The sequence below is a fragment of the Pseudomonas corrugata genome, assembly GCF_050920615.1.
Lineage (GTDB): Bacteria > Pseudomonadota > Gammaproteobacteria > Pseudomonadales > Pseudomonadaceae > Aquipseudomonas > Aquipseudomonas corrugata.
On the sequence record NZ_CP130434.1, the window covers coordinates 3,223,163 to 3,249,990 of the forward strand.

A 26,828-nucleotide genomic window follows, 5' to 3' on the forward strand; every position below is an offset into this window, starting at 1 on the left:
TCGCGAGCAGGCCCGCTCCCACAGGAGATTTGGCGTGATCTCGGATCTTGCGCACACTGGAGAACCACTGTGGGAGCGAGCCTGCTCGCGATAGCGATCTGTCGACTATGCGGTCGGGGTCAGTAAGCGGATCGGTGCCCCGGCGGCCCAGGCTTGCAGGTCTTCGATCATCTGCGAATAGAATTGCCGGTAGTTCTGTTGGCTGACGTAACCCACGTGCGGTGTGGCCAGTACGTTATCCAGCGTCCGGAATGGGTGATCGGCAGGCAGGGGTTCCTGGGCGAATACATCCAGGGCGGCGCCGGCCAGGCGCTTGTGCCGAAGGGCATCGATCAGCGCGTTTTCATCGACAATCGGCCCCCGAGCGGTGTTGACCAGCAGCGCCTCGGGTTTCATCCAGGCCAGCGCCTGGGCGTCCACCAGGCCTCGGGTGCGTTCGCCGAGCACCAGATGGATCGAGAGTATGTCTGCCTGCTCGAACAGCTGCTGTTTGCTCACGTAGGTCACGCCCGCCTCGGCGGCCTGTTCTGCACTGAGGTTCTGGCTCCAGGCGATCACCCGCATGCCGAATACCTGGCCGAACTGTGCCACTCGCTTGCCGATGCTGCCCAAGCCCAGGATAGCCAGGGTCTTGCCATACAAATCGCCGCCCAGGCCCTGCTGCCACAGGCCCGCACGCAGGGCATTGGCTTCCTGGACGAGGTTGCGGCTCAAGGCCATCACCAGCGCCCAGGTCAGTTCGGGGGCGGCGTGCTTGTAGCTTTCGGTGCCGCACACCTGAACGCCCAGCTCGGTAGCGGTCTTGAGGTCGAGGGCGGCGTTGCGCATACCGCCGGTGAGCAGCAGTTTGAGATTTGGCAGGCGACGCAGCAGGCTTTCGTCGAATGATGTGCGCTCGCGCATCACGCAAATCACTTCGAAGGGTGCCAGGCGCTCAGCGAGCGTATCGCGGTCGGCAGGGTAATCATGAAGCAATGTGACCTGGCCGATGTTATCCAGCACCGACCAGTCCACCACGTCCCGTGCCACGTCTTGCCAATCGTCGATGACCGCTATTTGCACTGCCATGGAGCACCTCGTCAGGAAAAGGGTTTGTTCAGCCAGCTCAGCAATGCTTCATGAAAGCGCTCCGGTTCTTCCATCTGCGGAGCGTGCCCCAGATGAGGGAACTCCACCAGGGTCGACCTGGGAATGAGTTGAGCGGCCTGCTTGCCCAGCACCTCGTACCGGCCGAGTCTGGCTTTCACGGCCGGCGGGGCGATGTCGCTGCCGATGGCTGTGGTATCGGCGGTGCCGATCAGCAACAGAGTTGGCACTTTCAGGTTCTTGAATTCGTAGTAGACCGGCTGGGTGAAGATCATGTCGTAGATCAGCGCCGAGTTCCACGCGACCTGAGTATGTCCGGGCCCCTTGTTCAATCCGGCGAGCATGTCCACCCAACGCTCGAATTCCGGCTTCCAGCGGCCGCCGTAGTAAGTCGTGCGTTCGTAATTGCGAATGCCGTCGGCGTTGAGTTTCAGCTCCCGTGCGTACCATTGATCGACGGTGCGGTAGGGCACGCCGAGGGCCTTCCAATCCTCCAGGCCGATGGGGTTGACCATCGCCAGGCGCTCTACTTGCTCGGGAAACTGCAAGGCATAACGGGTGGCGAGCATACCGCCGGTGGAGTGCCCCAGGATGATTGCCTTCTGTACGCCAAGGGCCTTGAGCAGGGCCTGGGTGTTGGTGGCCAATTGTTGGAAGCTGTACTGATAGTGATCCGGTTTGCTGGACGTGCAGAAGCCGATTTGATCAGCCGCAATCACCCGGTAACCGGCCTCGCTAAGGGTCTTGATGGAGTCGCCCCAGGTGGCGGCGCAGAAGTTCTTGCCGTGCATCAACACGATGCTGCGGCCATTGACCTTGCCCTGGGCCGGTACATCCATGTAGCCCATCTGCAGGGGCTTGCCTTGGGACTGGAATGCGAAGTGCTTGAGGGTATAGGGGTATTCGAACCCCTGGAGCTCTGGCCCGTAGGCCGGCCCCTCCGGAGGGTTCTCGGCGTGGGCGAGCAGCGGCAGGGTGGCGATCAGGAACAGGCTGGGTAACCAGCGAAAGTTGGGGCGCGGCATGGTCAATCTCCTTGTGGCAGCCGGCCGCTCCTGGAACGGTCCGGTTATAGCGACATTAACCACAGGCAACCGACAGGCCGGAATGTTCAACCCACCCAGGAGAAAATGCACCATGACGCAGCGCAGCGTTCCCCTGTCAGTGAGCCGGGTAATCCGCCACCACGGTTTGCGTTCCGTCTTTTTTCAAGCCAATTACCTGATAGGCGTCGCTCATGCCGTCCATTTCCATGCCGGGCGACCCCATGGGCATGCCGGGTGCGGCCACGCCGAGCAGGTCATCACGTTGGCTCAACGCTCGTACCTGATCGGCAGGGACGTGACCCTCCACGAATTTGCCGTTGATCTCGGCGGTATGGCAGGAACGCATGTTCGGCGCCACGCCCAGGCGCTGCTTCACTGAACTCATGTCGGTTTCGACATGGTCGTTGACCTTGAAGCCGTTCTCTTGCAGATGAGCGATCCATTTTTTGCAGCAGCCGCAGTTGGCGTCGCGGTGCACATCGATGGTGGCAGGCGCGGCGGCCTGGGCCAGGGTGGTCACGAACAGGGCGCTCAGGGCGAGCAGGTGCAGGGGATTGGCCATGAAAACGGTCTCGTGTGGAGCGGGTTGGGGGGAGGATACCAGAGTAGCGGTTGTGAGCTGACAGGCTGCTGAGAGACAGATGACAGAATTGTCAGGTGGGGGCATCAAGCTGAATGCACAGGCCGCCGGACCCTATGGGCACTGGGTTTGCTCGCGATGGGCAGGGACATTCAAAATTGATGCAAGCTGTTTCGCCGCTATCGCGAGCAGGCTCGCTCCCACATTGGATTCGGGGTATACGCAGCACCCGCATACGCCGCCCACCCCTGTGGGAGCCGGGCTTGCCCGCGATGGCGGTGGCCCAGCCAATATGGATGCAGGCTGACCCGGCGCTTTCGCGAGCAGGCTCGCGAAATACGAACGTGTCGCTCCTTCAAATTGCCCGTTGAGCTGGTTATCAAAACTATGTGCGGGAATGTCAGATGGGCTTTAATGCCCGTGCGACTTATCTTCACCGCCAATGGGGTGCAGACCGCGCCTGATAGCGCGTTCAAGTTTCCGCGCTTTTTCTGATCAAGGAAGATAAAAACATTGAAAACAACTTTCGGCGCCTTGCTTCTGACCTGCATGACGACCATCGCGCTCGCGGATGAAAGCCCTGTCGGTTTCTACGCTTCGACCCTGCCGGACACGCACAATGGCCCCTGGCAACGTTACCAGTACCCACGCTGGTGATCGCCGCCGGCGTACCGTCTCATGATCTTCCCGCCCAGTTGGAGTCCGCCAACCTGGCAAAACGCCTGGCGCCGGCGTCCAACCGTTACATCGAAATCAGCGATGCCAGCCATTTCAGCTTCCTGTCGATGTGCAAACCTGGCGCGCAGGCGTTGCTGGAAGACGATGTACCTGGCGATGGCATCATTTGCCGCGACGGTAACAACGGTCGTCCGCGTGGGGTGATACAGCAGCAGATTACATCGCTGATTACCGAGTTTCTCGCGCAACCATCAGGCAGTCCGGAGGCACGTGCCCACCGGCTGACGGAAGAGCGGTTCAGCCTATAGATAACCCGGACGCCTGTGGGCGCGAGCCTGCTCGCGAAGAACGAGCACACCGAGTGTCGCGTCAGGCACCATGAGCGCTTCTCCAGGATTAGACTGAAAGCCCCCGCGCAGATCATCGTGGGGGTAGCCAGGCGCGTGCACCCGCGTTCGCCAGGCGTTTCCCCACTCGGTGATGCGGCAGCGCGCAGCCGGGTGCCAATCCATCCGACCACCGCTACAGTTTTCAGGTCCTGCATGCCCGTGTCGACGGTGGCCTTCTCACAGGAGGGTACGTAATGGACGAGGCAAAACTTAACGAGTTCATGGGCAGGCTGGTGTCCGACATGGGCGCTTCGGCAATGCTCGCCAACGTGATGCTTGGCGATGAGCTTGGGTTGTATAAAGCCATGGCGGATAGCCGGCCGGTCACTTCTCAGGAACTCGCGTCCAGGACAGGCTGCAATCCACGACTGATCCAGGAATGGCTCAGCGCCCACGCAGCATCCGGGTACATGGAACATCAGGACGGCCAGTTCGTCTTGCCTGAAGAACAGGCGTTGGCGCTGGCCATCGAGGACTCACCGGTTTACGTAGCGGGCGGGGTCATGGTGGTTGCCTCCATGTTCCACGACAAGGATAAGCTGGTGGCGGCCATGCGCGGAGATGGAGGCCTGGCCTGGGGGGACCACCATCCCTGCATGTTCCACGGTACCGAGCGATTTTTCCGGCCCGGGTACAAATCCTATCTGGTGTCGCAATGGTTGCCGGCGCTGGAGGGGGTCGTCGATAAGCTCACCGCCGGCGCGAAGGTGGCGGACGTCGGCTGCGGGCATGGCGCATCGACAATCGTCATGGCGAAGGCTTTTCCGGCTTCGCGCTTTGTAGGTTTCGATTATCACGCACCCTCCATTGCCACGGCGACGCAGCGTGCCGAAGAGGGTGGCGTCGACGACCGCGTCAGCTTTGTCCAAAGTACCGCGAAGAGCTTCCCGGGGGATGATTACGATCTGATCTGCTATTTCGACTGCCTGCACGACATGGGGGACCCGGTCGGTGCAGCACAGCACGCCTTTCAGGCGCTGAAGGCAGACGGTACGGTGCTGCTAGTCGAGCCCTACGCCAAAGACACGCTGGACGAGAACATTACCCCCGTCGGCCGGCTGTTCTATGCCGCTTCCACGTTTATCTGTACACCGAACTCGCTGTCCCAGGAAGTGGGGCTGGGCCTGGGTGCGCAGGCCGGAGAGACGAGGTTGCGGGAGATATTTGCCGAGGCGGGTTTCAGACACTTCCGTCGGGCAGCGGAGACGCCTTTCAACCTGATCCTGGAGGCTCGCAAGTAGTCGCGCGGGGGCACGTACTCACTCGGACTCCTGTGAGAGCGAGCCTGCTCGCGATAGCGGTCTATCCGCTGATGGCGAAGGTGGCTGTGCTGACGCCTTCGCGAGCAGGCTCGCACAAAGGGCTATCGGTGCTGCTTTATAGCCACCGGGGTGTGGTGAAGAACGAGGCCATTTCCGAGCGGGCCAGCGCCGAGCCGAAGTAGGGGCCCTGGACATGATCGCAGGCGACGTTGCGCAATTGTCTGAATTGTCTGGCGTTTTCGATACCTTCGGCGGTGACCATCAATCCCACGCTGCGGCTCAGTCGGATCATCGCCAGGACACCTTCGTGATCATGCTCCAGGCCCAGTTGCGAGAGGATATTGCGATCGAAGCGGATGCCGTCGAACGGTTGGTTCAAGACTTCGCGTAGAGAGGCGATGTTGGTGCCGAACTTATCGATGTTGATACGCACCCCCAGATCCTTGAGGGCATGCAGGGTGTCGGCCACTGTCTTGTGGTCGACCAGCAGAATGCCCTCGGCCACTTCCAGGACCAGTCGATGGGGGGCCAGGTTGCTTGTCTCAAGAGCTGTCTGCACTTGATTAAGCAAGAAGCTACTGCCGAACCATTTCGGCGAAACCGCGATAGATACGTTGACGGGTGTCGGCCAGCTCATCGCTTCCTCGCAGACGTTGATCAACATCCAGGCCCCCAACTCTTCCAACTGACCTGACGCTTCGGCAACCGGAATGAAGTCGGCCCCCCCCAGTTCACCTTTTTCTGGATGGTGCCAGAACGTCTGGGCTTCGAAGCCGTACAACTGCTCGGCGTTGACGTCGAAACGGGGCAGGTAACGCAGTTCCAGCTGGTCCCGGTGCATGGCGTCGCGCAGTTGCTGTTCATAGCGCCGACGGTCGCGGGCCACGTTACCCATTGCTTCCACGTAGACGCGCCAGGTGTTGCGACCGGCTGCCTTGGCCGCATACAAGGCAATGTCGGCCTGGCGCAACAGTTCATCGGCCCGGCTATCACCGGGGTGCGCCCAGGCCACGCCGATACTCACTCCCAGGTACAGGGTGTTGCCGTCCAGATGCATGGGGCGCTGCATGCAGTCGATCAGGCGTCCACAGAGTTGATCGAGATCGTCAGCATTGCCTGGTTCGGGCATGACAATGACAAACTCGTCACCGCCCAGGCGGGCCACCAGATCGGAGTCGCGTACATTCTGTTGAAGGATATGGGCCACTTCCTTCAACACTTTGTCGCCCACGGCGTGGCCCAGGGAGTCGTTGACCGGCTTGAAACGGTCCATGTCCAGGTTCAGCACCGCCAACGAAACGCCGCTGGCTGGGTCCAGGTACTCGCTGAGGCAATCGAACAGCCGGTTGCGGTTGGCCAGCCCGGTCAGCGGGTCATGCAGGGAGAGGTGCTTGATCTGGGCCAATGCCCGCAGCTCATCGGTGATATCGGTGGCGGTACCTCGAAACCCCAGAGCGCCGGCATCAATGGCCCGGACCGAGAGTTTGCAGGTACGTATGCGTTGATTGCGCGCGGTGTACTCGCACAACAGCGGGCTCGATGACGCGTTGTTGGCGCCGCCGAGCAACCACTGGGCAATGGAAATCGACCCGCCGTGAGGGTGTAGTAGCCGGTGCAGGGGCTTGCCCAGCCACTCGGAAGGACTGAATCCGGTCACTTGCTCGAAGCGTTCCGACAGATAGGTCAATGTCCCGGCGGAATCGACCTCCCACAACCAGTCGGAGGACACCTCGGCAATGTCGCGAAAACGTTCTTCGCTGCGTTCCAGCGCCTTGCGGTGGGCCAGGAGGCTGTCGTACTGGTACTCCTGGGCGCGAAGCATCGTCAGGGCATGGCGCAACACAGCGAGGGCCAGGATCCCCAGGATCAGCAGAGCCAGCACCAGCAAGGGCAACAGTACCTTGCGCAGATCGTTGCCGGGGGTTGGTGGCCGCCATGCCAGGGCCTCATGGATATTTTCGCCGAGTGATAATTCGGCCGTTCCGTCCGGGCCCGGTTTGTGGGCGATATAGGCATCCGGGAGAGCGAAGTCCCGGGCCAGACTCTCCAGCGACGCCGGGTCAAGGACCTTCACGAATAGCAGCAGGCTGGGCGGTCCAGGAATCTCGGGCACGCTGTTGTCGGTGCCGGTGGTGATGGCCGACGCGGCGACGAATGCAGGCGCCCCTTCGTGATGCAACAACTTGACAATCACTTCATCCCGGTTTTCCGAAGCGCTGGCGGTCTTTCCCAGGCCTTGCAGGTCGCCCGTCAACCAGGTGCCGGCCTCGGCGTCGCTCATTTCGCCGTTGATCACCGAATAAACCGTCTTCCCCGTGGGAGAAATGACGAACACAGCCTGGTAACCGTAGAGCGAATAGACGCTGCTGCCGATATTTTCCTGGTCGTAGGCCCAAGCCTTATCCACCGTCACGTGCAGATGCCGGTAAGCGTCGCTCCATTTGGAGTAGTCGCTCAGGTCGCGACCGATGCCGGTGCGGATGCCGTCGATGGCGCGCTGGGCAAAAAACAGGCTCTGTTCCCGGGCACGCTTGTCCTGGGCCCCGGTGATGTTGAGCAGCACGGCAATCGCCAGTGCGGACATGACAAACAGCAGGAGCATGATGGCCGGGAAGGTGCGTCGGGTGAAACTTCGGGTCGGCTTACCCGGGGAAAGGTCGGTGGAGTCGTTGCCTGCATCTTCAGTCATAAACAAGTCATCAGCTAAACGCGAAATATCCCGCACGCTTCTGTATCGGCTGTCAGGCCAATTAACTTAACTGACCTGACACCCGGTAACTTGATAAGACGGTCAAGTATCGGCGTGGGGCGCGACGACAGCTGATAACGCGCCTATTCCCTGTCTTTGCGATGGCCCGGCAGCAGTGCGCCCAGGACCTGCTTGGCGGTTTCCATCACGATGTCTCGTTCGTTCGGGTCCCCATGCGATTCTGTGGGCGCCCGAGGAATCTGTGGGAGCCGGGCTTGCCCGCGACGGCGTCAGCACATTCAACATCCCTGCAAACTGAGCCTGCTCGCGATAGCGGTAGACCGGTCAGCCCAAGGTCAATTGCCGAGCGAGGCGTCGCGGCTCAGGCGCAGTTCGGCGCACAGGCCGCCGCCTTCGCGGTTGCTCAGGGTCAGTGAGCCGCCCATGGCCGTCGCCAGTTGCTGGGCGATGGCCAGTCCCAGTCCGGTTCCGCCGGTCTCACGGTTGCGCGAGCTTTCCACCCGGTAGAACGGCTTGAGCACTTCGGCCAGCTCCTGCTCGTTGATGCCGGGGCCGCGGTCCAGGACCTGGATCGCCAGTTGGCCATCGCGATCGGCCTGCACCTCGATCCGGGCCGCGCCACCGAACTTCAGCGCGTTGTCCACCAGGTTCACCAGCACCCGACGCAAGGCATGGGGGCGGGTGTCGATGACGGCGGCATTCTTTCCGGACAACTGCACATCCTGCCCGGTGTCCTGGTAGTCGAACACCAGACTGTCGAGAAACGCATCCAGGCTGATTCGACAGCTGGCCTCGGTAGCGCCATGGATGCTGCGGGCATAGGCCACGCCTTCGCGCACCAAATGCTCCATCTCACCCAGGTCGCTCCAGAGTTTGTCCTTCTCAATGCCCTCATCCATGAATTCCGCCCGCAGCTTCATGCGGGTGATGGGGGTCTGCAGGTCGTGGGATATCGCCGCCAGCAACTGCATGCGCTCCTTCAGATAGGCGGCGATACGGTCCTGCATGGCATTGAACGCCTTGGCCGCATGGACCACTTCGGTCGGGCCTTGCTCATCCAGGCGTACGCTGTGGGCGTTCGGATCGAGGGTTTCCACGGCCTGGGCCAGCCGGGTCAGGGGGCCGACGGCGATGCGCACAGCCAGCCAGGTACAGCCGATCAGCAATGCCAACTGTCCCAGCAGCACCACCGGCAGCCAGGGGGAGAGGGGCATCATGGCCGGACGGACGTCGATGGTCAGTGGACTGCCATCGCTCAGGCGCAAATGAGCCTGATAATGCTTCTGTGGTCCCGGAATGTCGATAAAGGTCAGTGGATAGGCCTGGCCGATGGCGTCTTCGATCGAACTCACCGAGATCGGCGCGTTGCCACGTTCTATCGGTTGGCCGGGTTGACCTTCATTCAGCAGGTAGCCGTAGTTGCGCCGGGTGAGTGTGGGCAGCCAGGCCGGGCGTTCAGCGGCGGGCAGGCGATCCAGGATGGCGACGGAGGTCGAGACATCGGTTTCCAGATTGCCGAGCATGGTGGACTTGGCGGTCTGGTAGCGTTCGTAATATTGGGCGCCGAACGACAAGCCCTGGGCCAGGATCAGACCGATCAGGAAAATCAGCGACAGCCGCGAGGCGAGGGTGCGCGGCCAGCGTAGCGGCAGACTCATGTCGATGCCTCGAGAATTTCCACTGGCAAGGAGAAGACATAGCCTTCGCTGCGCACGGTCTTGATATAGGCCGGCTCGCGGGCATCATCCAGCAGACGCTGGCGCAGGCGGCTGACCAGCAGGTCGATGGAGCGATCGAACAGATCGGCGTCCCGACCCTGGGTAAGGTTCAGCAGTTGGTCGCGGTTGAGCACCCGCTGTGGGTGGTCGAGGAACACCCGCAACAGCCGGTATTCCGCGCCGCTCAGGGCGACCATGGTGCCGTCGGTGTCCAGCAGGTGACGCGCCGTGGTGTCCAGGCGCCAGCGACCGAACGCCAGCAGGCGGCCGCTTTCGGTGACCACCAGATTGGGCGGCAGCATGCGGGTGCGGCGCAACACCGCGTTGATCCGGGCCAGCAGCTCACGTGCGGCAAAGGGTTTGACCAGATAATCGTCGGCGCCCATTTCCAGGCCAATGATGCGGTCGGTTTCGTCGTTGCGGGCGGTGAGCATCAGGACCGGCGTGGCCTTGTGCTTGCCGGCGCGCAGTTCCCGGCACAGGACCAGGCCGTCATCGCCCGGCATCATCAGGTCCAGCACGATCAGGTCCACCGGCGTGGTTTCCAGAAAGGCGCGCATCTGCCGGCCATCGGCGACGACGGTGGTACGCAGTCCATTCTTTTTCAGGTAGTTGCCCACCAGTTCCCTGATTTCGCGATCATCATCCACTATCAACACATGATCGACATGATCCATGGTGTCCAGCCCTCTTGGCGTTTTGTTGTGGTCAGAATACAGGGCGCGGCGGGCCTGGCTCCCGACGGTTTGTATTGCAGTGTATCTGGCGCGCGACGGATACACAGCGATGCAAAAAGCCCCCGGCTCGATACAGGCGCGATACCTCAGCGGCATTCAATGGCATCCAACGAGGCAACACACCCGGCCTCGACAGCAAACACACCCATTGAATGAATCGAGGACACCGCCATGAACACCAAAGCCATCTACGCCGCCTGCCTGTTCGCCGCGCTGAACATCTGCACCCTGTCGGCCCGGGCCGAAAGCAATGTCCAGACGCAGACCTACGCCTACGGCAATCACCTGGACATCCAGAAAGTGCTCTCCATCTCCGAAGACAGCGGTCCTTCCTGCGGCGTCGTCAATGCTCACATGACCTACCTGGATTCGGCGGGGCACCGCCAGGCACTGGAATATCGCAAGTTGGCTGACAACTGCAGCAACGAAAACTGAAAGTTAAATATCAATAAAGTCATATAACTGATTGTTTTAAATCGATAAATATTTGTGGTTTAGGCCTGGTCCGGCCTGACTGCCCATGAGGTGATGCCATGCTTCTGATCGCTTTCCTCGGCGGGATTCTGACGATCCTCAGCCCTTGTATTCTCCCCGTGGTGCCGTTTCTGTTCGCCCGGGCCAACCGTACGCCGGGCTCGATGTTGCTGACCCTCGGTGGCATGGTCCTGACCTTCGCCCTGGTATCGAGCCTGGCGGTGGTCAGCAGTGACTGGGTGCTGCGTGCCAGCAGCGTGGGACGGCAGGTCGCCCTGGGGGTGATGGTGCTGTTCGCCTTGTCCCTGATCTTCAGCCGGGTTGGCACCTGGTTGGCGCGGCCGCTGGTCAGGCTGGGCAATCGCGTCGATGCGGGTGCCGGGCGACTGGATGGGCCGTTGGCATCGGTATTGATCGGTGTCGCCACCGGGCTGCTCTGGGCGCCCTGTGCCGGGCCGATACTCGGTGTGATCCTGACCGGGGCCATGCTGCAGGGCGCAAGCGCCGGGACCAGCCTGTTGCTGCTGGCCTACGGCCTGGGCAGTGCCTTGTCGCTGGGAACCTTGATCTTCGCCGGACGTGGTTTGGTTGCACGGCTGAAGCTGTCGTTGCCGGTGACAGCCTGGTTGCGTCGTGGCAGCGGTGTGGTGGTGTTGCTGACTGCCGTGGCGATCGGTACCGGCGCCGATGATCGACTGTTGGCCAGCACTTCTTCCCAAGGCGCCGCAAGCCTGGAGCAAAGCGTACTGGAAAAGGTACCCCAGGCAATCGACTACGTGATCAGCAAGGCCAGCGCCAACCCGATGCCGAACCTCGAGGCCCAGGGCGCCATGCCTTCGCTGGACGGTGCGGTGCAATGGCTGAACTCGCCGCCGCTCGACAGCGAAGCGCTGAAGGGCAAGGTGGTGCTGGTGGATTTCTGGACCTACGACTGCATCAACTGCCAGCACACGCTTCCCCACGTGAATGACTGGGCCAAGAAGTATGAGAAGGACGGGTTGGTGGTAATTGGCGTTCACACCCCGGAATACGGCTACGAGAAGATCATCGACAACGTGCGCCAGCAGGTTCGCAAGCTGGACATCAACTACCCGGTGGCCATCGACAACCAGTATGCGATCTGGCGCGCGTTCAACAATCAGTACTGGCCGGCGCATTACTTCATCGATGCCAAGGGGCAGGTGCGCTACAGCCACTTCGGTGAAGGCCGCTATGGCGAGCAGGAGCAGGTGATCCAACAGTTGCTGCAGGAGGCCAAGGCGAGCCAGTAATAACTGTGGCGAAGGGCCAGTCGAGTACTGGCCCCTAGTCCATTCAAAGGTTGTCAAACTTCTTTTATTTCAGAATGTTGGACGACAAACTTATGCGATTTTCTATGTGGGGCGTGGCCATGTGGGTCGTAGTGACATCCTTCCTGGCCTGCGTATCGCTCGAAACCCAGGCGCGGGCGCTGACGCAAAACCAGCAGTCCGTATGTCGCTGGGGGGCGGACATCGCGGCAGGCGCACAAGCTTCCAAGCTCTCCGGTGTCTCCCTGTACGGCGCCCGGAAAAAGCTGCAAGCGCGCAAGTTTCCCCGGCCGTGGATGCGCATGACCGCCCTGGGCATCACCGAACAGACCTACGACAGCGCCTCTCGCCTCAAGCCCGCCGCAGTCAAGCAGACCTACTACGAGCAATGCGTACGTCACGAGTTGGCGCGCCGCTAGCCGATCCCGCTCATGCCGGGCTTCGGCCAGGCATGTCGATGCCGTGCTGATGGACCCTTCGGTACAGGGTGGCCCGGGAAATGCCAAGGGCCCGGGCGGCGGCAGTGGGTTTCCAGCGATGGCGCACAAGGGCATCGAGCAGGGCCTGGCGTTCCGGGCTGGCGCTCGGCTCAGGCGCAAGGGCGGTGACTTGCGCGCCGTGTAACGACTCGGGCAGGTGAGCGCGCTGGATCACGCGGCTGTCGCATACCGCGCAGGCGTAGCGCAGCACATGGCGCAACTGACGGATGTTGCCCGGCCAATGGTAACCGAGCAGGCATTCCAGGGCCGCGCTGCTCAACTGCACGGCGCCGCCGCAGCGAGTCGATTCTTCTTCGAGGATGCGGTTGATCAGCGTCAGCCGGTCACTGCGCTCGCGCAACGGCGGCAGTTGGAAGCGGGCACCGCCCAGGCGGAAGTACAGGTCCTCGCGAAACTCGCCGACGGTGACCAGGGCTTCCAGGTCGCGGTGAGTGGCGCAGATCACCTGGATGTCCACGGCTTTGCGGCGTGACGCACCGAGTGGCGCCACCTCTCCCTCCGCCAGCACCCGCAACAGGCGGGTCTGCAAGGCCAGCGGCATGTCACCGATTTCATCCAGGAACAGCGTGCCGCCGTCGGCCTGCTGCAACAGGCCCTGCATACCCTTGCTCGATGCACCGGTGAAAGCTCCGGCCACATAGCCGAACAACTCGCTCTCGATCAGGCTTTCAGGAATCGCGGCGCAGTTCAGCGCGACGAACGGGCGCTCGCGGCGCTGGCTGGCCTGGTGCAATTGGCGGGCGAATACCTCTTTGCCGGAGCCGGTTTCGCCCTGGATCAACACCGGCAGATTGCGATCCTTGACCCGCACCGCCAGGCGCAGGCTGTCGGCCAGGCGTGGATCGATGTCGACCGGGGTCATCGCCACCCGCGCATGCGGCTGCGCCCGATGCCGTGGCGCGCTCAAGCGGCCGTGCAGGGACGACTCGGTGCCCTGACGGCTGAAGGGGTAAAGGCTCTCGTCCCGGGCACGGTGCAACCATTGTTGGTCGAAGACCTGGCTGATGTGCTGTGGCAACTGGCCGTACTGTTGCAGCAGGTACTGGCGTGCAGCGGGGTTCAGGGCTTGCAGGCAACCGTCGTCGTCCCAGGCGAACAGGTAATCGGGCTGGCTGTCGACGTAACCGGCGTTGCGATGGGCCCGCAGCACCCAATAGCCCTGGGCGCTGCTCATGAAAAATGCCTGTTCGATTTCCCGGGCACTCTGCACCACCATCTGGCGGATCAAGTGCTGCGAGCGGCGGTCGTCCGGTGAGCGAACCGCCGACACGTCCAGCACCCCGAGCAGTTCCCCCTGGGGGTCGAAGACTGGCGCGGCGGAGCAGGTCAGGCCAATGAACGCTGCGCGGAAGTGATCGCGCTTGTGCACCGTCACCGGGGTCTTGGCCGTGAGCACCGCGGCCACGCCGCAAGTGCCTTCCTCGCCCTCCGACCAGCAGGTGCCCAGGTAGAGCCCGGCCTTGCGGCAGTCATTGCGAATGGCGGTTTCGACACGGTAATCGATGGTCTGGCCCTGGGCGTCGGTCAGCAGCACACAGTAGTCGGCATCCCGTACCCGGCCATGGAGGCGCGCCACTTCTTCGCTGGCGATATTGAGGAACAGCTCGGAGCGCTCGCGGCATTGCTTGAGCACATCTTCGGACAGGATGCGCGGGCCCTGCAGCGAGCCGGGGTCGAGGTGATGCTGCTCCATGGATCGACGCCAGGAGTCGAGGATCAGGTCCGGGACAGGCAACTGCGGCAACTGGCTCGCGTTCTTCACGACGCGGCTGACGCAATCCACATGGGCCCGGGAGTGAGCGGAAAGCATGATTGGCCTCCGGTTCAGCTTCTTATCGTTGTGCGCTCATTAAGCGCCGTTCACTGGACACAGACAAGCCTGGCAGTAGGGGGGAGCGACTTGAGACGCCACGTCTCACGGTCTCGCCGTCGGCTCGTGCAGGCTGACATGTGGCGTCTCACAGAGCCCTGTGCCGGCTCGTCGCTCATCTGGCTTGGAAGGCTCTGGCCCGGGTATCCGCCGGCTTTTCTCCATGCCTGGCACCGGCCTTGCTCTATGCCCAGAGCCCGCACGGCGACGGGTCTTCCAAGAATAAAAACGAGGTATGCCATGTCTTTCTGCCCAGGTCATTCTCCAGTCACATCCACGGTGGTGCCATGAGTCATCGTCCCCTGACCGTCGGGATCATCGCCAATCCTGCCTCGGGACGTGACGTGCGGCGCCTGACGGCCAATGCCGGGCTGTTTTCCAGCACCGACAAGGTCTCGGTGATCCAGCGCCTGCTGGCGGCCTTCGGCGCCACCGGCGTCGAACAGGTGCTGATGCCCACCGACTTGACCGGCATCGCCGCTGCCGTGCTGAAGAACAGTCACAGCCGCCAGGCGCGCGACAGTCATTGGCCGGCCCTGGAGTTTCTCGACCTGACCTTGCGCCAGACCGTCGAAGACACCCGCAGGGCCGCACGCCTGATGGCCGAGCGCGAGGTGGCGCTGATCGCCGTGCTCGGCGGCGATGGCACCCACAAGGCCGTGGCCGCCGAAGTGGGCGACATTCCGTTGCTGACGCTTTCCACCGGTACCAATAACGCCTTTCCCGAATTGCGCGAGGCCACCACGGCGGGGCTCGCCGGCGGTTTGTACGCCAGTGGCCGGATCCCCGAACAGATCGGCCTGCGGCGCAACAAGCGCTTGCTGGTGTGCGAGGCCCGTCGCGGTCTGCGGGAAATCGCCCTGGTGGACGTCGCGGTTTCGCCGCTGCGCTTTGTCGGCGCCCGTGCAATCAGCCGGGCGGCGGATCTGGCCGAAGTCTTCGTGACCTTTGCCGAGCCGCAATCCATTGGCCTGTCGGCCTTGTGTGGCTTGTGGCTGCCGGTGACGCGGCAGGAGCCGGGCGGTGCCTGGATGCGCCTGGACCCGCAATCGCCTGAGGCGCTGCTGGTGCCGCTGGCCCCTGGCCTGTTGCAGGGCTGCGGCGTGCTCGCGGCCGGACGCCTGGAGCCCGGCGTGGCCCATCCGCTGGCGCTGTCCAGCGGCACGCTGGCCCTGGATGGCGAACGGGAAATCGAATTCAACCCGCAGGACCGACCCACGGTCACCCTCGATGCTGGCGGCCCGCTGAGCATCGATGTCGACGCGGTGCTGGCCTACGTCGCGCAACAGCGCCTGTTGGGCATCGGCCGCGAACATCCGCAACACCCCCTGAACCTGCAAGTCAGCCTTCAAGACACCCCTGGAGAATAAAAATGTCGACACCGCTCACCCACGATCAACTGCTGCACGCCTATCAGGTGATGCGCACCATCCGCGCGTTCGAAGAGCGCCTGCACGTGGAGTTCGCCACCGGCGAGATTCCCGGTTTTGTCCACTTGTACGCCGGCGAAGAGGCGTCCGCCGCCGGGGTCATGGCCCACCTGGGCGATGACGATTGCATTGCCTCCAACCACCGTGGCCACGGCCATTGCATCGCCAAAGGCGTGGATGTCTACGGAATGATGGCCGAGATCTACGGCAAGAAAACCGGGGTCTGCCAAGGCAAGGGCGGTTCCATGCACATCGCCGATTTCGAGAAGGGCATGCTCGGCGCCAACGGCATTGTCGGTGCCGGTGCGCCGCTGGTGGTGGGCGCCGCGCTGGCAGCCCGACTCAAGGGCACCGACAGTGTCGCGGTGGTGTTCTTCGGCGACGGCGGCTCCAACGAAGGCGCGGTGTTCGAGGCCATGAACATGGCTTCGGTGTGGAACTTGCCGTGTCTGTTCATTGCCGAGAACAACGGTTACGCGGAAGCCACTGCATCCAATTGGTCGGTGGCTTGCGATCACATCGCCGATCGCGCCGCCGGGTTCGGCATGCCGGGGGTGACGGTGGACGGTTTTGACTTCTTCGCCGTTCACGAAGCCGCCGGGGCGGCCATCGAGCGTGCCCGGGCCGGGGAAGGGCCATCGCTGATCGAGGTCAAGCTGACCCGCTATTACGGCCATTTCGAGGGCGATGCGCAGACGTATCGGGCACCAGATGAGGTCAAGCATTTCCGTGAACACCAGGACTGCCTGATGCAGTTCCGCGAGCGCACCACCCGGGCCGGGTTGCTCTCGGTCGAGCAACTGGACCAGGTCGACCGGGAAGTGGAGCTGCTGATCGAAAACGCGGTGCGCAAGGCCAAGTCCGATCCCAAGCCTGCGGCAGCGGACCTGCTCACCGATGTCTACGTCTCCTACCCCTGAACGCCCCTTCATAAAACAAGAACAGAGAATTCCATCATGGCGAGAAAAATCAGCTATCAGCAGGCAATCAACGAAGCCCTGGCCCAGGAAATGCACCGCGATACCAGCGTGTTCATCATGGGCGAGGACGTGGCCGGTGGCGCCGGCGCGCCCGGTGAAAACGACGCCTGGGGCGGTGTGCTCGGCGTCACCAAGGGCCTCTACGACCAGTTCCCCGGTCGCGTGCTCGACACACCGCTGTCGGAAATCGGTTACGTCGGTGCGGCGGTCGGGGCCGCGACCTGCGGCGTGCGCCCGGTGTGCGAACTGATGTTCGTCGACTTCGCCGGCTGCTGCCTGGACCAGATCCTCAACCAGGCGGCGAAGTTTCGCTACATGTTCGGTGGCAAGGCTTCCACGCCTTTGGTGATCCGCACCATGGTCGGTGCCGGCCTGCGCGCCGCGGCCCAGCATTCGCAGATGCTCACGTCCTTGTGGACGCACATCCCCGGGCTCAAGGTGGTATGCCCATCGTCGCCCTACGATGCCAAGGGCTTGCTCATCCAGGCGATCCGCGACAACGATCCGGTGATCTTCTGCGAGCACAAATTGCTGTACGGCATGCAGGGTGAAGTGCCCGAAGAGCTCTACACCATCCCGTTTGGCGAGGCCAACTTCCTGCGCGACGGCAAGGACGTGACCCTCGTGTCCTACGGCCGCATGGTCAACACCGCCATGGATGCGGCACGCAGCCTGGCCGGGCGCGGTATCGATTGCGAGGTCATCGACCTGCGCACCACCAGCCCGATGGATGAGGACAGCATCCTCGAAAGCGTGGACAAGACCGGGCGCCTGGTGGTCATCGATGAGGCCAACCCACGCTGCTCCATGGCCACCGACATCGCGGCGCTGGTGGCGCAGAAAGCCTTCGGCGCACTCAAGGCGCCGATCGAGATGGTCACCGCGCCGCATACGCCGGTGCCGTTCTCCGATTCCCTGGAAGACCTGTACATCCCTGACGCGGCGAAGATCGAACAAGCCGTGCTCAACGTGATCGAGTGGAGCAAGCGCTGATGAGCCAGATTCATACCCTGACCATGCCCAAATGGGGGCTGTCGATGACCGAAGGCCGGGTCGATGCCTGGCTCAAGGAAGAGGGCCAGGCCATCACCAAGGGCGACGAAGTGCTGGACGTGGAGACCGACAAGATTTCCAGCAGTGTCGAAGCGCCGTTCTCCGGTGTGTTGCGCCGGCAGGTTGCGCGGCAGGATGAAACCCTGGCGGTCGGCGCCTTGCTGGGCATTGTCGTCGACGGCGAGGCCAGCGACGCCGAGATCGATGCGGTCATCGAGCAGTTCCAGTCCAGTTTCGTGCCGGGCGACACCGGTGATGAAGACACCGGCGCGAAACCGCAGAAGGTCGAGCTGGATGGCCGGGTGATTCGCTACTTTGAACGTGGCGAAGGCGGCATGCCCTTGGTGTTGGTCCACGGTTTTGGCGGGGACCTGAACAATTGGCTGTTCAACCATGAGGCCTTGGCGGCCGGCCGCCGGGTGATCGCCCTGGACCTGCCGGGTCATGGCGAGTCCGGCAAGACCCTGCAACGTGGCGACCTGGACGAGTTGAGCGGCGCGGTGTTGGCCTTGCTCGATCACCTGGACATCAGCGTCGCACACCTGGTGGGCCATTCCATGGGCGGGGCCGTGTCGCTGAACACCGCACGCTTGATGCCCCAGCGGGTGCGCTCCCTGACGCTGATCGGCAGTGCTGGCCTCGGCCCTGAGATCAACGGCGACTACCTGCAAGGCTTTGTCGACGCCTCCAATCGCAACGCCCTCAAGCCGCAGTTGGTGCAGTTGTTCTCCAACGCCGAGCTGGTCAACCGGCAGATGCTCGATGACATGCTCAAGTACAAGCGCCTGGAGGGCGTGGACGCTGCATTGAGGCAGCTGTCGACGACCTTGTTCGCCGATGGTCGCCAACAGGTGGACTTGCGCGAAGTGGTGCAGGCCGGTCACGTGCCGACCCTGGTGGTCTGGGGCAGCGATGACGCGATCATCCCGGCGGCCCATGGCGAGGGGTTGGACGCCCAGGTGGAGGTGCTGAGCGGCCAAGGCCACATGGTGCAGATGGAAGCGGCCGAGCAAGTCAATCGATTGATCCTTGGGTTCATTGAACAGCACTGATCGAACGGGCGACGCGCGAGTCGTCGCCCCCAAGTATTCTGGAGAAACGCTATGAACGCTTCAATCACGCCTACCCGCAGCATGCGCGCCGCCGTCTGGCATGGCCGCAACGATATCCGTGTCGAAGATGTACCGTTGCCCGTTTCGCCGCCCGCCGGCTGGGTGCAGATCCGCGTGCAGTGGTGCGGCATCTGCGGCTCCGACCTGCATGAGTATGTGGCCGGGCCGGTGTTCATCCCGGTGGACGCGCCACACCCGCTGACCGGTATCAAGGGCCAGTGCATCCTCGGCCACGAGTTTTGTGGCGAAATCGTCGAACTGGGTGCCGGAGTCGAGGGCTTCAGCGTTGGCGAGCCGGTGGCGGCGGATGCCTGCCAGCACTGCGGCACCTGCTACTACTGTACCCACGGGCTTTACAACATCTGCGAAAACCTGGCGTTCACCGGCCTGATGAACAATGGTGCGTTCGCGGAACTGGTCAATGTGCCGGCCAATTTGCTCTACAAGTTGCCTGCCGATTTTCCTGCAGAGGCCGGCGCGCTGATCGAGCCGTTGGCGGTGGGCATGCACGCGGTGAAGAAAGCCGGCAGCCTGTTGGGCCAGAACGTTGTGGTGGTGGGCGCCGGGACCATTGGCCTGTGCACCATCATGTGTGCCAAGGCCGCCGGGGCGGCCCAGGTGATTGCCCTGGAAATGTCCGGTGCACGCAAGGCCAAGGCCCTGGAAGTCGGCGCCAGTCATGTCATCGATCCCAACCAGTGCGATGCGTTGGCTGAAGTGCGCCGCCTGACCGGGGGGCTGGGCGCCGATGTCAGCTTCGAGTGCATCGGCAACAAGCACACCGCCAAGCTGGCCATCGACCTGATCCGCAAGGCCGGCAAATGCGTGCTGGTGGGGATTTTCGAGGAACCGAGCGAATTCAACTTCTTCGAACTGGTGTCTACCGAGAAGCAGGTGCTCGGCGCGCTGGCCTACAACGGCGAATTTGCCGATGTCATTGCGTTCATTGCTGATGGCCGCTTGGACATTTCTCCATTGGTAACCGGGCGCATCCAGTTGGAGCAGATTGTCGGGCAGGGATTCGAGGAACTGGTCAACAACAAGGAACACAACGTGAAAATCATTGTGTCACCGGCCCGGATCTGAGCTCAGCCTGATGTGGGCGATTGGCGATGGCCGGTAGCGACCATCGCATTTTTTGCCGTGGGCTCAATCCGCTAGATAGGCTCGCCAGACGCGGCCCTCGTCGAGTTGCAACTGCTGTTCTTCCGTTTGCCGAAACTTGTGGTCGCAGTCGAGGAAGAACTCGTCGAGCTGTGGCGGCTCGATGTCGGTGTCGCTGAGCATCGTGTGGACCTGTCCACGGTGGTGAATCTGGTGTTCGAACAGGTGCAGGAGCAACCGGTCGATTCGCTCGGGCACCACCGCACCGTCGGCGCGTACCAATTCGACGGACCGGGCGAGGTCTTTCTCCCGCAGGGATTCGCAGAACGCCACCAGTCGCCGGTCGGTGCGGGCCTGGCTTCGAACCAGCTCGGCAAAGGCCAATGTCTCGGAGAAGTTCTTGATCTGACCGTCACGATCACCCTCCAGGGCGGTGAGGTAATAACGATCCACCTCCAGGATATGGCAGAGCGTGGCTTGTATGGACGGAAAGAACCCCGTGCGTCGCGTCAGGTATTCGTCCTCGCTCAACTGCGCACAGGTGCCGAGCAGGCGGTGGTTGGCCCACTGGTTGTTCAGGGCCTGGGCGAGGAAATAATTCATGGTAAGCCTTCCTTGTGGGAGCGAGCCTGCTCGCGATAGCGGCGGTACATCCAGCATAGCCGTTCCAGACAGACCGCTATCGCGAGCAGGCTCGCTCCCACAGTGGGTTTATGTGCTGGCTGATAGTCCTCCATACACCTCGGTCAGTGTGGGAGCGAGCCTGCTCGCGATGACGGCGGTACATTCAGCATAGCCGTCCAGACAGACCGCTATCGCGAGCAGGCTCGCTCCCACGGGGGAGTTCATTTGCCTCGGGTCAGAGCCCCACATCCGGCAGCGCCGGTCGATTCGCCAGGGCCTTGGCCATGATCTGTTCCACATACACCCGGTCTTCTTCCGGCAGGGCCAGGCGTGGTGGGCGGGTGAGGGCGCTGCCGCGGCCGGCGATGGCTTCGCACAGCTTGATGCATTGCACCAGGTCGGCGCGGGCGTCGAGGTGCAGGATCGGCATCAGCCATTCGTAGATCGGCATCGCTTCGGCGAAACGCCCGGCGCGGGCCAGGCGGAAGATGGTTTCGCCTTCCTTCGGGAACACGTTGGACATGCCCGAGACCCAGCCTTCGGCGCCCACGGCGAGGCTTTCCAGCACCACGTCGTCGAGGCCTGCGAACAGCACAAAGCGATCACCCACTTCATTGCGCACGTCGATGAAGCGTCGGGTATCGCCGGAGGAGTCCTTGAAACACACCACGTTGTCGCAATCGGCCAGGGAAATCAGGATATCCGGGGTCACGTCGTTCTTGTAGATCGGTGGGTTGTTGTAAACCATCAGCGGCACGTCGGCATGCCGGGCGACATAGCGAAAGTGCTCGGCGGTTTCGAACGGCTTGGAGCCATAGACCAATGCTGGCATCAGCATCACACCGTCAACGCCGACCTTGCGCACCGCGTTGGCGACCTTGGCCGCCTGCACGCTGGTGAACTCGGCCACGCCGCAGATCACCGGCACCCTGCCGCGGGAGGCGTCCACCGCGACTTCGGTCACGGCGATTTTTTCTTCGGCGCTCAGCGAAGTGTTTTCCCCCACCGAACCACAGACCACCAGGCCCGAGACGCCGTCACGGATGACGTTGGAAATGACCTCATGGGTCTTGTCCAGGTTGATGGAGAAGTCTTCGTTGAATTGGGTGGTAACGGCGGGGAATACGCCGCTCCAGTTGATGCGTTTGCTCATGGGTGGTTGTCTCCGGTGGTTAATGGTTTGTGGCGAGGGGATTCATCCCCTCGCCACAAAGGGAATGTGCAAAGTCGAGAAAATCATGCGCCAGGCCACGTATCTGAAAGCCGATAGCCCTGCGGCCATGGATCAGCCGGGTCCAGCAGCAATTGATGCGTGCCGGTGATCCACGCCCGTCCGGCAATGCACGGATAGATCGCCGGGCGCCCGGCCACGTCGGTCAGCGAGTCGATGCGGCAATGGAACTCGGAGCCGATGATCGAGCGCCCGATGAACCGCTCGCCCACGTGCATCAACCCCTTGGCCTGCAGCACCGCCATGCGCGCCGAGCAACCGGTGCCGGTGGGGGAGCGGTCGATCTTGCCGGGCTGGATCACCACGGCGTTGGCGCCGGTCGCGACACCGGCTTCCATGACGATGGGCGCGGCGATCTGGCAGAACGAGATGTGCGACCAGTCTGGGTTCAGCGGATGCTCGAAACCCAGTTGCTCATTGGCGGCCCGGGTGATTTTCAGCCCGACGGCTACCAGGTCGGCGGCCTCGTCAGGGCGGATGGCAAAGCCCAGGCGCTGGGCGTCGGCGATGACGAAACTGTCGCCGCCATAGGCGGTGTCCACCTGCAGCGAGCCCAGGCCCTCGACTTCGATCCAGGCGTCGAGACGGTCGGCGAAGGAGGGCACGTTCTTGATCTCCACCCGTTGCACCTTGCCGTCGCGGCAGTCGGCGAGGGCTTCAATCAACCCGCCAGGGGCTTCGAGCACCAGGCGGGTCTGGGGTTCGGTCATGGGCAGGATGCCGCTGTCCAGCAGCACGGTGGCCACGCACAGGGAGTTGGAGCCGGACATCGGCGGCGTGTCGACCGGCTCCATGATGATCCAGGCCATCTGCGCCCGAGGGTCCTTGGCCGGCACCAGCAGGTTGACGTGGCGGAACACGCCGCCACGGGGTTCGTTGAGGACGAAGTTGCGCAGGGTCTGGTCCCGGGCGATCCAGCGCGACTGTTCCCACACGGTGGCACCGGGGGGCGGGGCGACGCCGCCGACTATCACATCGCCGACTTCGCCTTCGGCGTGGCAGCTGACGATGTGGATGATTTTTGATGAGCGCATTGGGCTGTTCCTTGTGTTGTCCGTTCCGGCCTCATCGCGAGCAGGCTCGCTCCCACAGGGTACAAATCCCATGTGGGAGCGGGCTTGCTCGCGAAGGGGTCATTGGCTATTTCACCGACTTGAGAAACGCCGCCGTCTCCCGTTGCATCGGGTTGCCGATCACCTGGTCCGGCGGCCCGATCTCATGCACCCGGCCATTGCAAAAGAACGCCACGCGGTCGGACACGTCCCGGGCGAAACGGATCTCGTGGGTCACCAGCACCATGGTCATGCCGTCCTCGGCGAGCATGCGCATGGTGTCCAGTACTTCCCCCACCAGTTGCGGGTCCAGGGCCGAGGTGGCTTCATCGAACAGCATGTAGTCCGGCGACATCGCCAGGGCCCGGGCGATGGCCATGCGCTGTTGCTGGCCGCCGGAGAGCTTGTTCGGAAAGGCCTTGAGCTTGTCCCCCAGGCCCACGTGCTCCAGCTGTTTCACCGCCAGGGCCTCGGCCTCCTGTTTGCTCTTGCCCAGCACCTTGCGCGGCGCCAGCATCACGTTCTCCAGCACGGTCAGGTGCGGGAAGGCGTTCCATTGCTGGAAGACGATGCCGATCTTCTGCCGCAAGTGATTGAGGTCGGTGGCGCGGTCATGCACCTCGACGCCGTCCACGCGAATGCTGCCTTGCTGGATCGGCTCCAGACCGTTGATGCACATCAGCAGGGTCGACTTGCCGGAACCCGAGCCACCGATGATCGACACCACTTCACCCTTGTCCACGGTGAGGCTCACACCCTTGACGACTTCCAGGTCACCGAAGGACTTGTGCACGTTCTCGATCTCAATCATTTTCCTGCCACCTTCTTTCCAGACGTGCGCCAAGGCGGGCAACCACCAGGCTCATCACGTAGTAAATGAGGCCTGCGATGCACAGCACCAACAGGGGTTCCTGAATGCGCGTGACGATGGTTTGCGAAGCACGCAGCAGTTCGACGATGCCGATCCACATCACCAGCGCGGTATCCTTCATCACCCCGAGTATCAGGTTCAGCCAGCCGGGAAAGGCTACGCGCGTGGCAATCGGCAGGACGATGAAGCGCAGGTCCTGCAGGTAGCTCAAGCCCAGGGAGCGGCTGGCCCGTCGGGTGCTCAGCGGCACCGCCAGCACCCCGCCACGGACGATTTCGGTGAAGTACGCGGCGGCGTAGACCCCGAGCACGATGCAGCCGACGGCGAAGGCGCTGAGGTTCAGGCCGACGATGCTCTTGAGCGAGTTGAACAGCACGAACTGGATCAGCAACGGCACGCTGCGAAACACGTCCAGGATCCAGGCCAGTGGCAGGCTGGCACGGGGCAACAGCGCCCGGAGCAGGCCGCACAGCAACCCGGCCAGGGTGCCGAGCAGGATCGACCAGGCGGTCAACTGCAGCGTGACCCAGGCCCCCTCGAGCAAGAACAACAGGTCGTTAACGGTGAGGCTTGTTGCAAACATGACCAACCCTCAGTAGCGGAACAGGCGCCAGGACAACAGTCGGGCGAGCCCGACGATGAGCTTGGCGATCAGGTAATACAGCGCGGCCGCGAGGGCGAAGTATTCGAAGGTGCGGAACGTCTTGACGTTGTATTCCTGGGTCACCCCGGTAAGGTCGTTGTTCAGGCCGACCACCACCCCCAGTGAGGTCATCAGCACTGCCCAGACCATCTGGTTGGTCAGCGGGTAGAACACGATGCGCAGCAGTTGCGGGACGATGATCATCCGATAGGCCTGGAACGCGCTCATGCCTAGAGAGCGGGCGGCGCGCATCTGCGTCCCGGGCACTGCCTTGAGGCCTCCGCGAAAGTTCTCCGCCAGGTAGCCGGCATTGTTGAAGGTGATCCCGGCCAGCAAGGCCAGCCAGGAACTGACGTGCAGGCCGAGGGAGCCGAGGCCGAAGTAGAGGATGTAGATCTGGAACAGCGACGGTGTGTTGCGGGCGATGGACACCCAACCGTTTCCGATACCGCGCAGCACTGGATGACGCGCCTGGCGCATGACCGTCAGCACTAGGGCGATCAGCACGCCGAAGATCATCGACAGCGCCGCGGTCTCGAACGTGACCCAGGCCCCGGCGAGCATGTCGGGCAACGCGCGCAGGGCCGGGCGCCATTGGAAGCTGTAGTCAAACATGGAAGGGGTTCCCCTGGCGGGTGGCAGGTTGCAGCCAGAGCGGCGGCTGACCAGTGGCGGAGGCGTTGCACGCGGCGTCGACGCAGGCCGCGAGGCTGGCGAAGTGCACCCCGCGTCCCACCAGACCGGGCGCGTAATGAGCGTATTTGCCGGAGTTGGTCATCAGGGTGATGGCAGCGGGTGGGATGACCGGTTCGCCCAGCATGCACCAGCAGGTGTCGGTCACCAGCGTCGCGCCGAAGGCTTCGATGGCGTCCAGGTGACCTGCCAGGCGGGCCTGCTCCAGTACTGCTCGGCCGCAGGTGATGGCCAACACCACGCCCGGGTGCTTGCTCCGGCTGGCGCAGAGCGAAGCCAGGGTTGCAAATTCGCTGAGGGAAAAGTGCGGGTTGCCCAGGGAGACCACGTCCACCCGGTTGTCCCGGGCGCTGTTGAGTTCGCGCCAACTGGCAAGCAGGCCCGCAGCATCGACCGTTTCCACCTGCGTCGGACAGTCTGCTGCCACGGCATTGACCGGCTCGAGGGCTTCCGGCGTCACCCCGGCGAAGTGGAACAATGGCGCGGCACTGGTGGTGGCGAAAGCAGCGCCGAAGGCCTTCAGGTCATCCAGAGTGGGCGCGGCGTGCTCCAGACCGCGTATCAAAGGGATACGCCGGCCCGTCAGGCTGCCGATGTGATAGCCCAGCAGCGGATAGAAACTGTCGTCGACGTCGCCCAATCCCTGCACGTCGACGATCAGCCTGGCCTTGCGCGGGTCGTCCAGGTGACAGCCGGTCAAGGGTGCCCGGCCGCACAAGGCGATACAGATATCCAGGAAGTCCGGGTACTTCTGCGTGCGAGCCCCGAGCACACTGTTGGCGTAGACCACCGCGTTGGACTCGGCCCAGACGATCTGCTCGCCGGCCTTGGGCGCGGTGTCCAGCAGATACGGCGCGCAAGTGAAGCTCAACTGCGCGCCCATCGCCATGTAGGCATCGCCCAGGGCACTGGCCGGTTCACCCAGGGTCGGGTCTACGCCCAGTTCACGCCAGCGGCGCTGGTCCACGGAAATGGAATTGAGGGTGGTGGGTACGCGCACTTTTGCGTCCCACTGCACCAGTTGCTCGGCAAAGCGCAGGCTGGCCGGGCCGGTGTAGATGCAACCGTCGATGTGGGCTTGGGTCACGTCCAACAGCTGCGTGGCTCCCTGGATTTCGGCCATGCGCAGTACGATTTGCATGGCTACCTGGGCGGCCTTGCCATGGCTGCCGTCGAGCAGTGCCCGGTCCTGTTCGGTGAGGTTGACCGTAGACGGCGTGGGCGGCTGCAAGGGGATGTCGGCCCCATACCAATGATCGTTGGGGCGACGGCCGGACAAGGTCAGGCAATTGCCTTCGACGCGCACAAAACCCTGGCCGCGCAAGCTGTCGAAGGCTTCACGACCGATCTGCACGACCGGCAGGGAACGCTGGAAAATCAACTGCGCCACCAGCACGCCCAAGGTCAGGATCTCGTCCGTTTCGGCCAGCACCAGCGCTGCGGGTGCATGGCCGTTACTGATTAGCTCCATCAAGACGCTGCTGCCGGTGCATGAGCCGCGTCCGCTGGGAATTGCCAGCACGCGCCCGGCCAGACGCTCGCCGCTGAGCGGGTGATGCCGGTCGATGATTTCACCGCTGGACGGATCCACACCGCCCCAGAAACTCAAGCCCACATCGGCAAAGAGCAGGGCGCCCTGGGCGGCACCCTCCACCAGACTGCGGCCCATGACGCGGACAGGCGTACTTGGCATGCC

Annotated in this window: 24 protein-coding genes and 1 pseudogene; 11 read left to right on the top strand and 14 right to left on the bottom strand. The window is 62.9% G+C overall.

Annotation, left to right across the window (positions count from 1 at the left end):
- Positions 1–105: 105 nt before the first annotated feature.
- From QZH45_RS14540 to QZH45_RS14550, 3 genes are all read right to left on the bottom strand, one after another.
- Positions 106–1,068 carry a D-2-hydroxyacid dehydrogenase family protein gene (locus QZH45_RS14540; protein WP_053191712.1) on the bottom strand — a complete coding sequence of 321 codons (963 nt, stop codon included), beginning with the start codon at positions 1,066–1,068 and terminating at the stop codon, positions 106–108.
- A gap of 11 nt (positions 1,069–1,079) precedes the next feature.
- On the bottom strand, positions 1,080–2,111 hold the full coding sequence (locus QZH45_RS14545; RefSeq protein ID WP_055136139.1) for an alpha/beta fold hydrolase: 1,032 nt from the start codon (positions 2,109–2,111) through the stop codon (positions 1,080–1,082).
- Between the two features lie 136 nt (positions 2,112–2,247).
- Complete coding sequence (locus tag QZH45_RS14550) at positions 2,248–2,694, bottom strand: DUF411 domain-containing protein (protein ID WP_053191717.1); 447 nt, start codon at positions 2,692–2,694, stop codon at positions 2,248–2,250.
- Between the two features lie 531 nt (positions 2,695–3,225).
- Here QZH45_RS14550 and QZH45_RS14555 point away from each other — a divergent pair.
- The 3 genes and pseudogenes from QZH45_RS14555 to QZH45_RS14565 all read left to right on the top strand — a co-directional run bounded on the left by QZH45_RS14555 (position 3,226) and on the right by QZH45_RS14565 (position 5,020).
- Positions 3,226–3,369 (top strand): hypothetical protein, encoded by a 144-nt coding sequence (locus QZH45_RS14555; RefSeq protein ID WP_155514780.1) that lies wholly within the window; start codon positions 3,226–3,228, stop codon positions 3,367–3,369.
- A pseudogene (locus QZH45_RS14560) lies at positions 3,339–3,698 on the top strand (dienelactone hydrolase); the annotation flags it as partial. The gene QZH45_RS14555 and the pseudogene QZH45_RS14560, both read left to right, overlap by 31 nt.
- Before the next feature lie 275 nt (positions 3,699–3,973).
- On the top strand, positions 3,974–5,020 hold the full coding sequence (locus tag QZH45_RS14565; protein ID WP_024777763.1) for a class I SAM-dependent methyltransferase: 1,047 nt from the start codon (positions 3,974–3,976) through the stop codon (positions 5,018–5,020).
- A gap of 136 nt (positions 5,021–5,156) precedes the next feature.
- Here QZH45_RS14565 and QZH45_RS14570 read toward each other — a convergent pair whose 3' ends face one another.
- The 3 genes from QZH45_RS14570 to QZH45_RS14580 form a co-directional block, all read right to left on the bottom strand.
- Positions 5,157–7,730 (bottom strand): bifunctional diguanylate cyclase/phosphodiesterase, encoded by a 2,574-nt coding sequence (locus tag QZH45_RS14570; RefSeq protein ID WP_055136138.1) that lies wholly within the window; start codon positions 7,728–7,730, stop codon positions 5,157–5,159.
- Positions 7,731–8,086: 356 nt separating this feature from the next.
- Positions 8,087–9,409, bottom strand: coding sequence for an ATP-binding protein (locus QZH45_RS14575; protein WP_053191721.1), 1,323 nt, complete (start codon positions 9,407–9,409; stop codon positions 8,087–8,089).
- Positions 9,406–10,146 carry a response regulator gene (locus QZH45_RS14580; protein ID WP_024777760.1) on the bottom strand — a complete coding sequence of 247 codons (741 nt, stop codon included), beginning with the start codon at positions 10,144–10,146 and terminating at the stop codon, positions 9,406–9,408. The genes QZH45_RS14575 and QZH45_RS14580 overlap by 4 nt, the downstream gene beginning before the upstream one ends.
- A gap of 231 nt (positions 10,147–10,377) precedes the next feature.
- On the opposite strand from QZH45_RS14580, the gene QZH45_RS14585 reads away from it, so the two are divergent.
- The 3 genes from QZH45_RS14585 (at position 10,378) to QZH45_RS14595 (ending at position 12,388) form a co-directional block, all read left to right on the top strand.
- Positions 10,378–10,641 carry a DUF2790 domain-containing protein gene (locus tag QZH45_RS14585; protein WP_024777759.1) on the top strand — a complete coding sequence of 88 codons (264 nt, stop codon included), beginning with the start codon at positions 10,378–10,380 and terminating at the stop codon, positions 10,639–10,641.
- 98 nt (positions 10,642–10,739) lie between these two features.
- Positions 10,740–11,951, top strand: coding sequence for a cytochrome c biogenesis protein DipZ (locus QZH45_RS14590; protein ID WP_053191723.1), 1,212 nt, complete (start codon positions 10,740–10,742; stop codon positions 11,949–11,951).
- A gap of 119 nt (positions 11,952–12,070) precedes the next feature.
- Positions 12,071–12,388 (top strand): hypothetical protein, encoded by a 318-nt coding sequence (locus QZH45_RS14595; RefSeq protein WP_033034297.1) that lies wholly within the window; start codon positions 12,071–12,073, stop codon positions 12,386–12,388.
- A 10-nt stretch (positions 12,389–12,398) separates the two neighbouring features.
- Here QZH45_RS14595 and QZH45_RS14600 read toward each other — a convergent pair whose 3' ends face one another.
- A complete protein-coding gene (locus QZH45_RS14600; RefSeq protein WP_024777756.1) occupies positions 12,399–14,279 on the bottom strand; it encodes a sigma-54-dependent Fis family transcriptional regulator in 1,881 nt (626 codons plus the stop codon).
- A 347-nt stretch (positions 14,280–14,626) separates the two neighbouring features.
- On the opposite strand from QZH45_RS14600, the gene QZH45_RS14605 reads away from it, so the two are divergent.
- The 5 genes from QZH45_RS14605 to QZH45_RS14625 all read left to right on the top strand — a co-directional run bounded on the left by QZH45_RS14605 (position 14,627) and on the right by QZH45_RS14625 (position 20,000).
- Positions 14,627–15,709 (top strand): ATP-NAD kinase family protein, encoded by a 1,083-nt coding sequence (locus QZH45_RS14605; protein WP_053191724.1) that lies wholly within the window; start codon positions 14,627–14,629, stop codon positions 15,707–15,709.
- Between the two features lie 2 nt (positions 15,710–15,711).
- Positions 15,712–16,689 carry a thiamine pyrophosphate-dependent dehydrogenase E1 component subunit alpha gene (locus tag QZH45_RS14610; RefSeq protein WP_024777754.1) on the top strand — a complete coding sequence of 326 codons (978 nt, stop codon included), beginning with the start codon at positions 15,712–15,714 and terminating at the stop codon, positions 16,687–16,689.
- 36 nt (positions 16,690–16,725) lie between these two features.
- The gene (locus QZH45_RS14615; RefSeq protein WP_024777753.1) at positions 16,726–17,742 is read left to right on the top strand and encodes an alpha-ketoacid dehydrogenase subunit beta; all 1,017 of its coding nucleotides are present in this window, start codon (positions 16,726–16,728) and stop codon (positions 17,740–17,742) included.
- Positions 17,742–18,854, top strand: coding sequence for an acetoin dehydrogenase dihydrolipoyllysine-residue acetyltransferase subunit (locus QZH45_RS14620; RefSeq protein WP_053191725.1), 1,113 nt, complete (start codon positions 17,742–17,744; stop codon positions 18,852–18,854). Before QZH45_RS14615 ends, QZH45_RS14620 begins: the two co-directional genes overlap by 1 nt.
- A gap of 81 nt (positions 18,855–18,935) precedes the next feature.
- Positions 18,936–20,000, top strand: a complete 1,065-nt coding sequence (locus QZH45_RS14625; protein WP_231995063.1) for a 2,3-butanediol dehydrogenase — start codon at positions 18,936–18,938, stop codon at positions 19,998–20,000.
- Between the two features lie 63 nt (positions 20,001–20,063).
- Here the strand turns inward: QZH45_RS14625 and QZH45_RS14630 are convergent, their stop codons facing one another.
- From QZH45_RS14630 to lhpI, 7 genes are all read right to left on the bottom strand, one after another.
- Complete coding sequence (locus QZH45_RS14630; protein ID WP_053191729.1) at positions 20,064–20,621, bottom strand: DinB family protein; 558 nt, start codon at positions 20,619–20,621, stop codon at positions 20,064–20,066.
- A 256-nt stretch (positions 20,622–20,877) separates the two neighbouring features.
- The gene (locus QZH45_RS14635) at positions 20,878–21,795 is read right to left on the bottom strand and encodes a dihydrodipicolinate synthase family protein (protein ID WP_053191731.1); all 918 of its coding nucleotides are present in this window, start codon (positions 21,793–21,795) and stop codon (positions 20,878–20,880) included.
- 83 nt (positions 21,796–21,878) lie between these two features.
- On the bottom strand, positions 21,879–22,907 hold the full coding sequence (locus tag QZH45_RS14640) for a trans-3-hydroxy-L-proline dehydratase (protein WP_053191733.1): 1,029 nt from the start codon (positions 22,905–22,907) through the stop codon (positions 21,879–21,881).
- A gap of 106 nt (positions 22,908–23,013) precedes the next feature.
- Complete coding sequence (locus QZH45_RS14645) at positions 23,014–23,736, bottom strand: amino acid ABC transporter ATP-binding protein (protein ID WP_024777747.1); 723 nt, start codon at positions 23,734–23,736, stop codon at positions 23,014–23,016.
- Entirely contained in the window at positions 23,729–24,379 is a 651-nt protein-coding gene (locus tag QZH45_RS14650) for an amino acid ABC transporter permease (RefSeq protein WP_053191735.1), read from the bottom strand. Before QZH45_RS14650 ends, QZH45_RS14645 begins: the two co-directional genes overlap by 8 nt.
- 9 nt (positions 24,380–24,388) lie before the next feature.
- On the bottom strand, positions 24,389–25,054 hold the full coding sequence (locus QZH45_RS14655; RefSeq protein ID WP_024777745.1) for an amino acid ABC transporter permease: 666 nt from the start codon (positions 25,052–25,054) through the stop codon (positions 24,389–24,391).
- Positions 25,047–26,825, bottom strand: a complete 1,779-nt coding sequence (gene lhpI, locus QZH45_RS14660) for a cis-3-hydroxy-L-proline dehydratase (protein WP_053191737.1) — start codon at positions 26,823–26,825, stop codon at positions 25,047–25,049. The genes QZH45_RS14655 and lhpI overlap by 8 nt, the downstream gene beginning before the upstream one ends.
- Positions 26,826–26,828 lie beyond the last annotated feature (3 nt).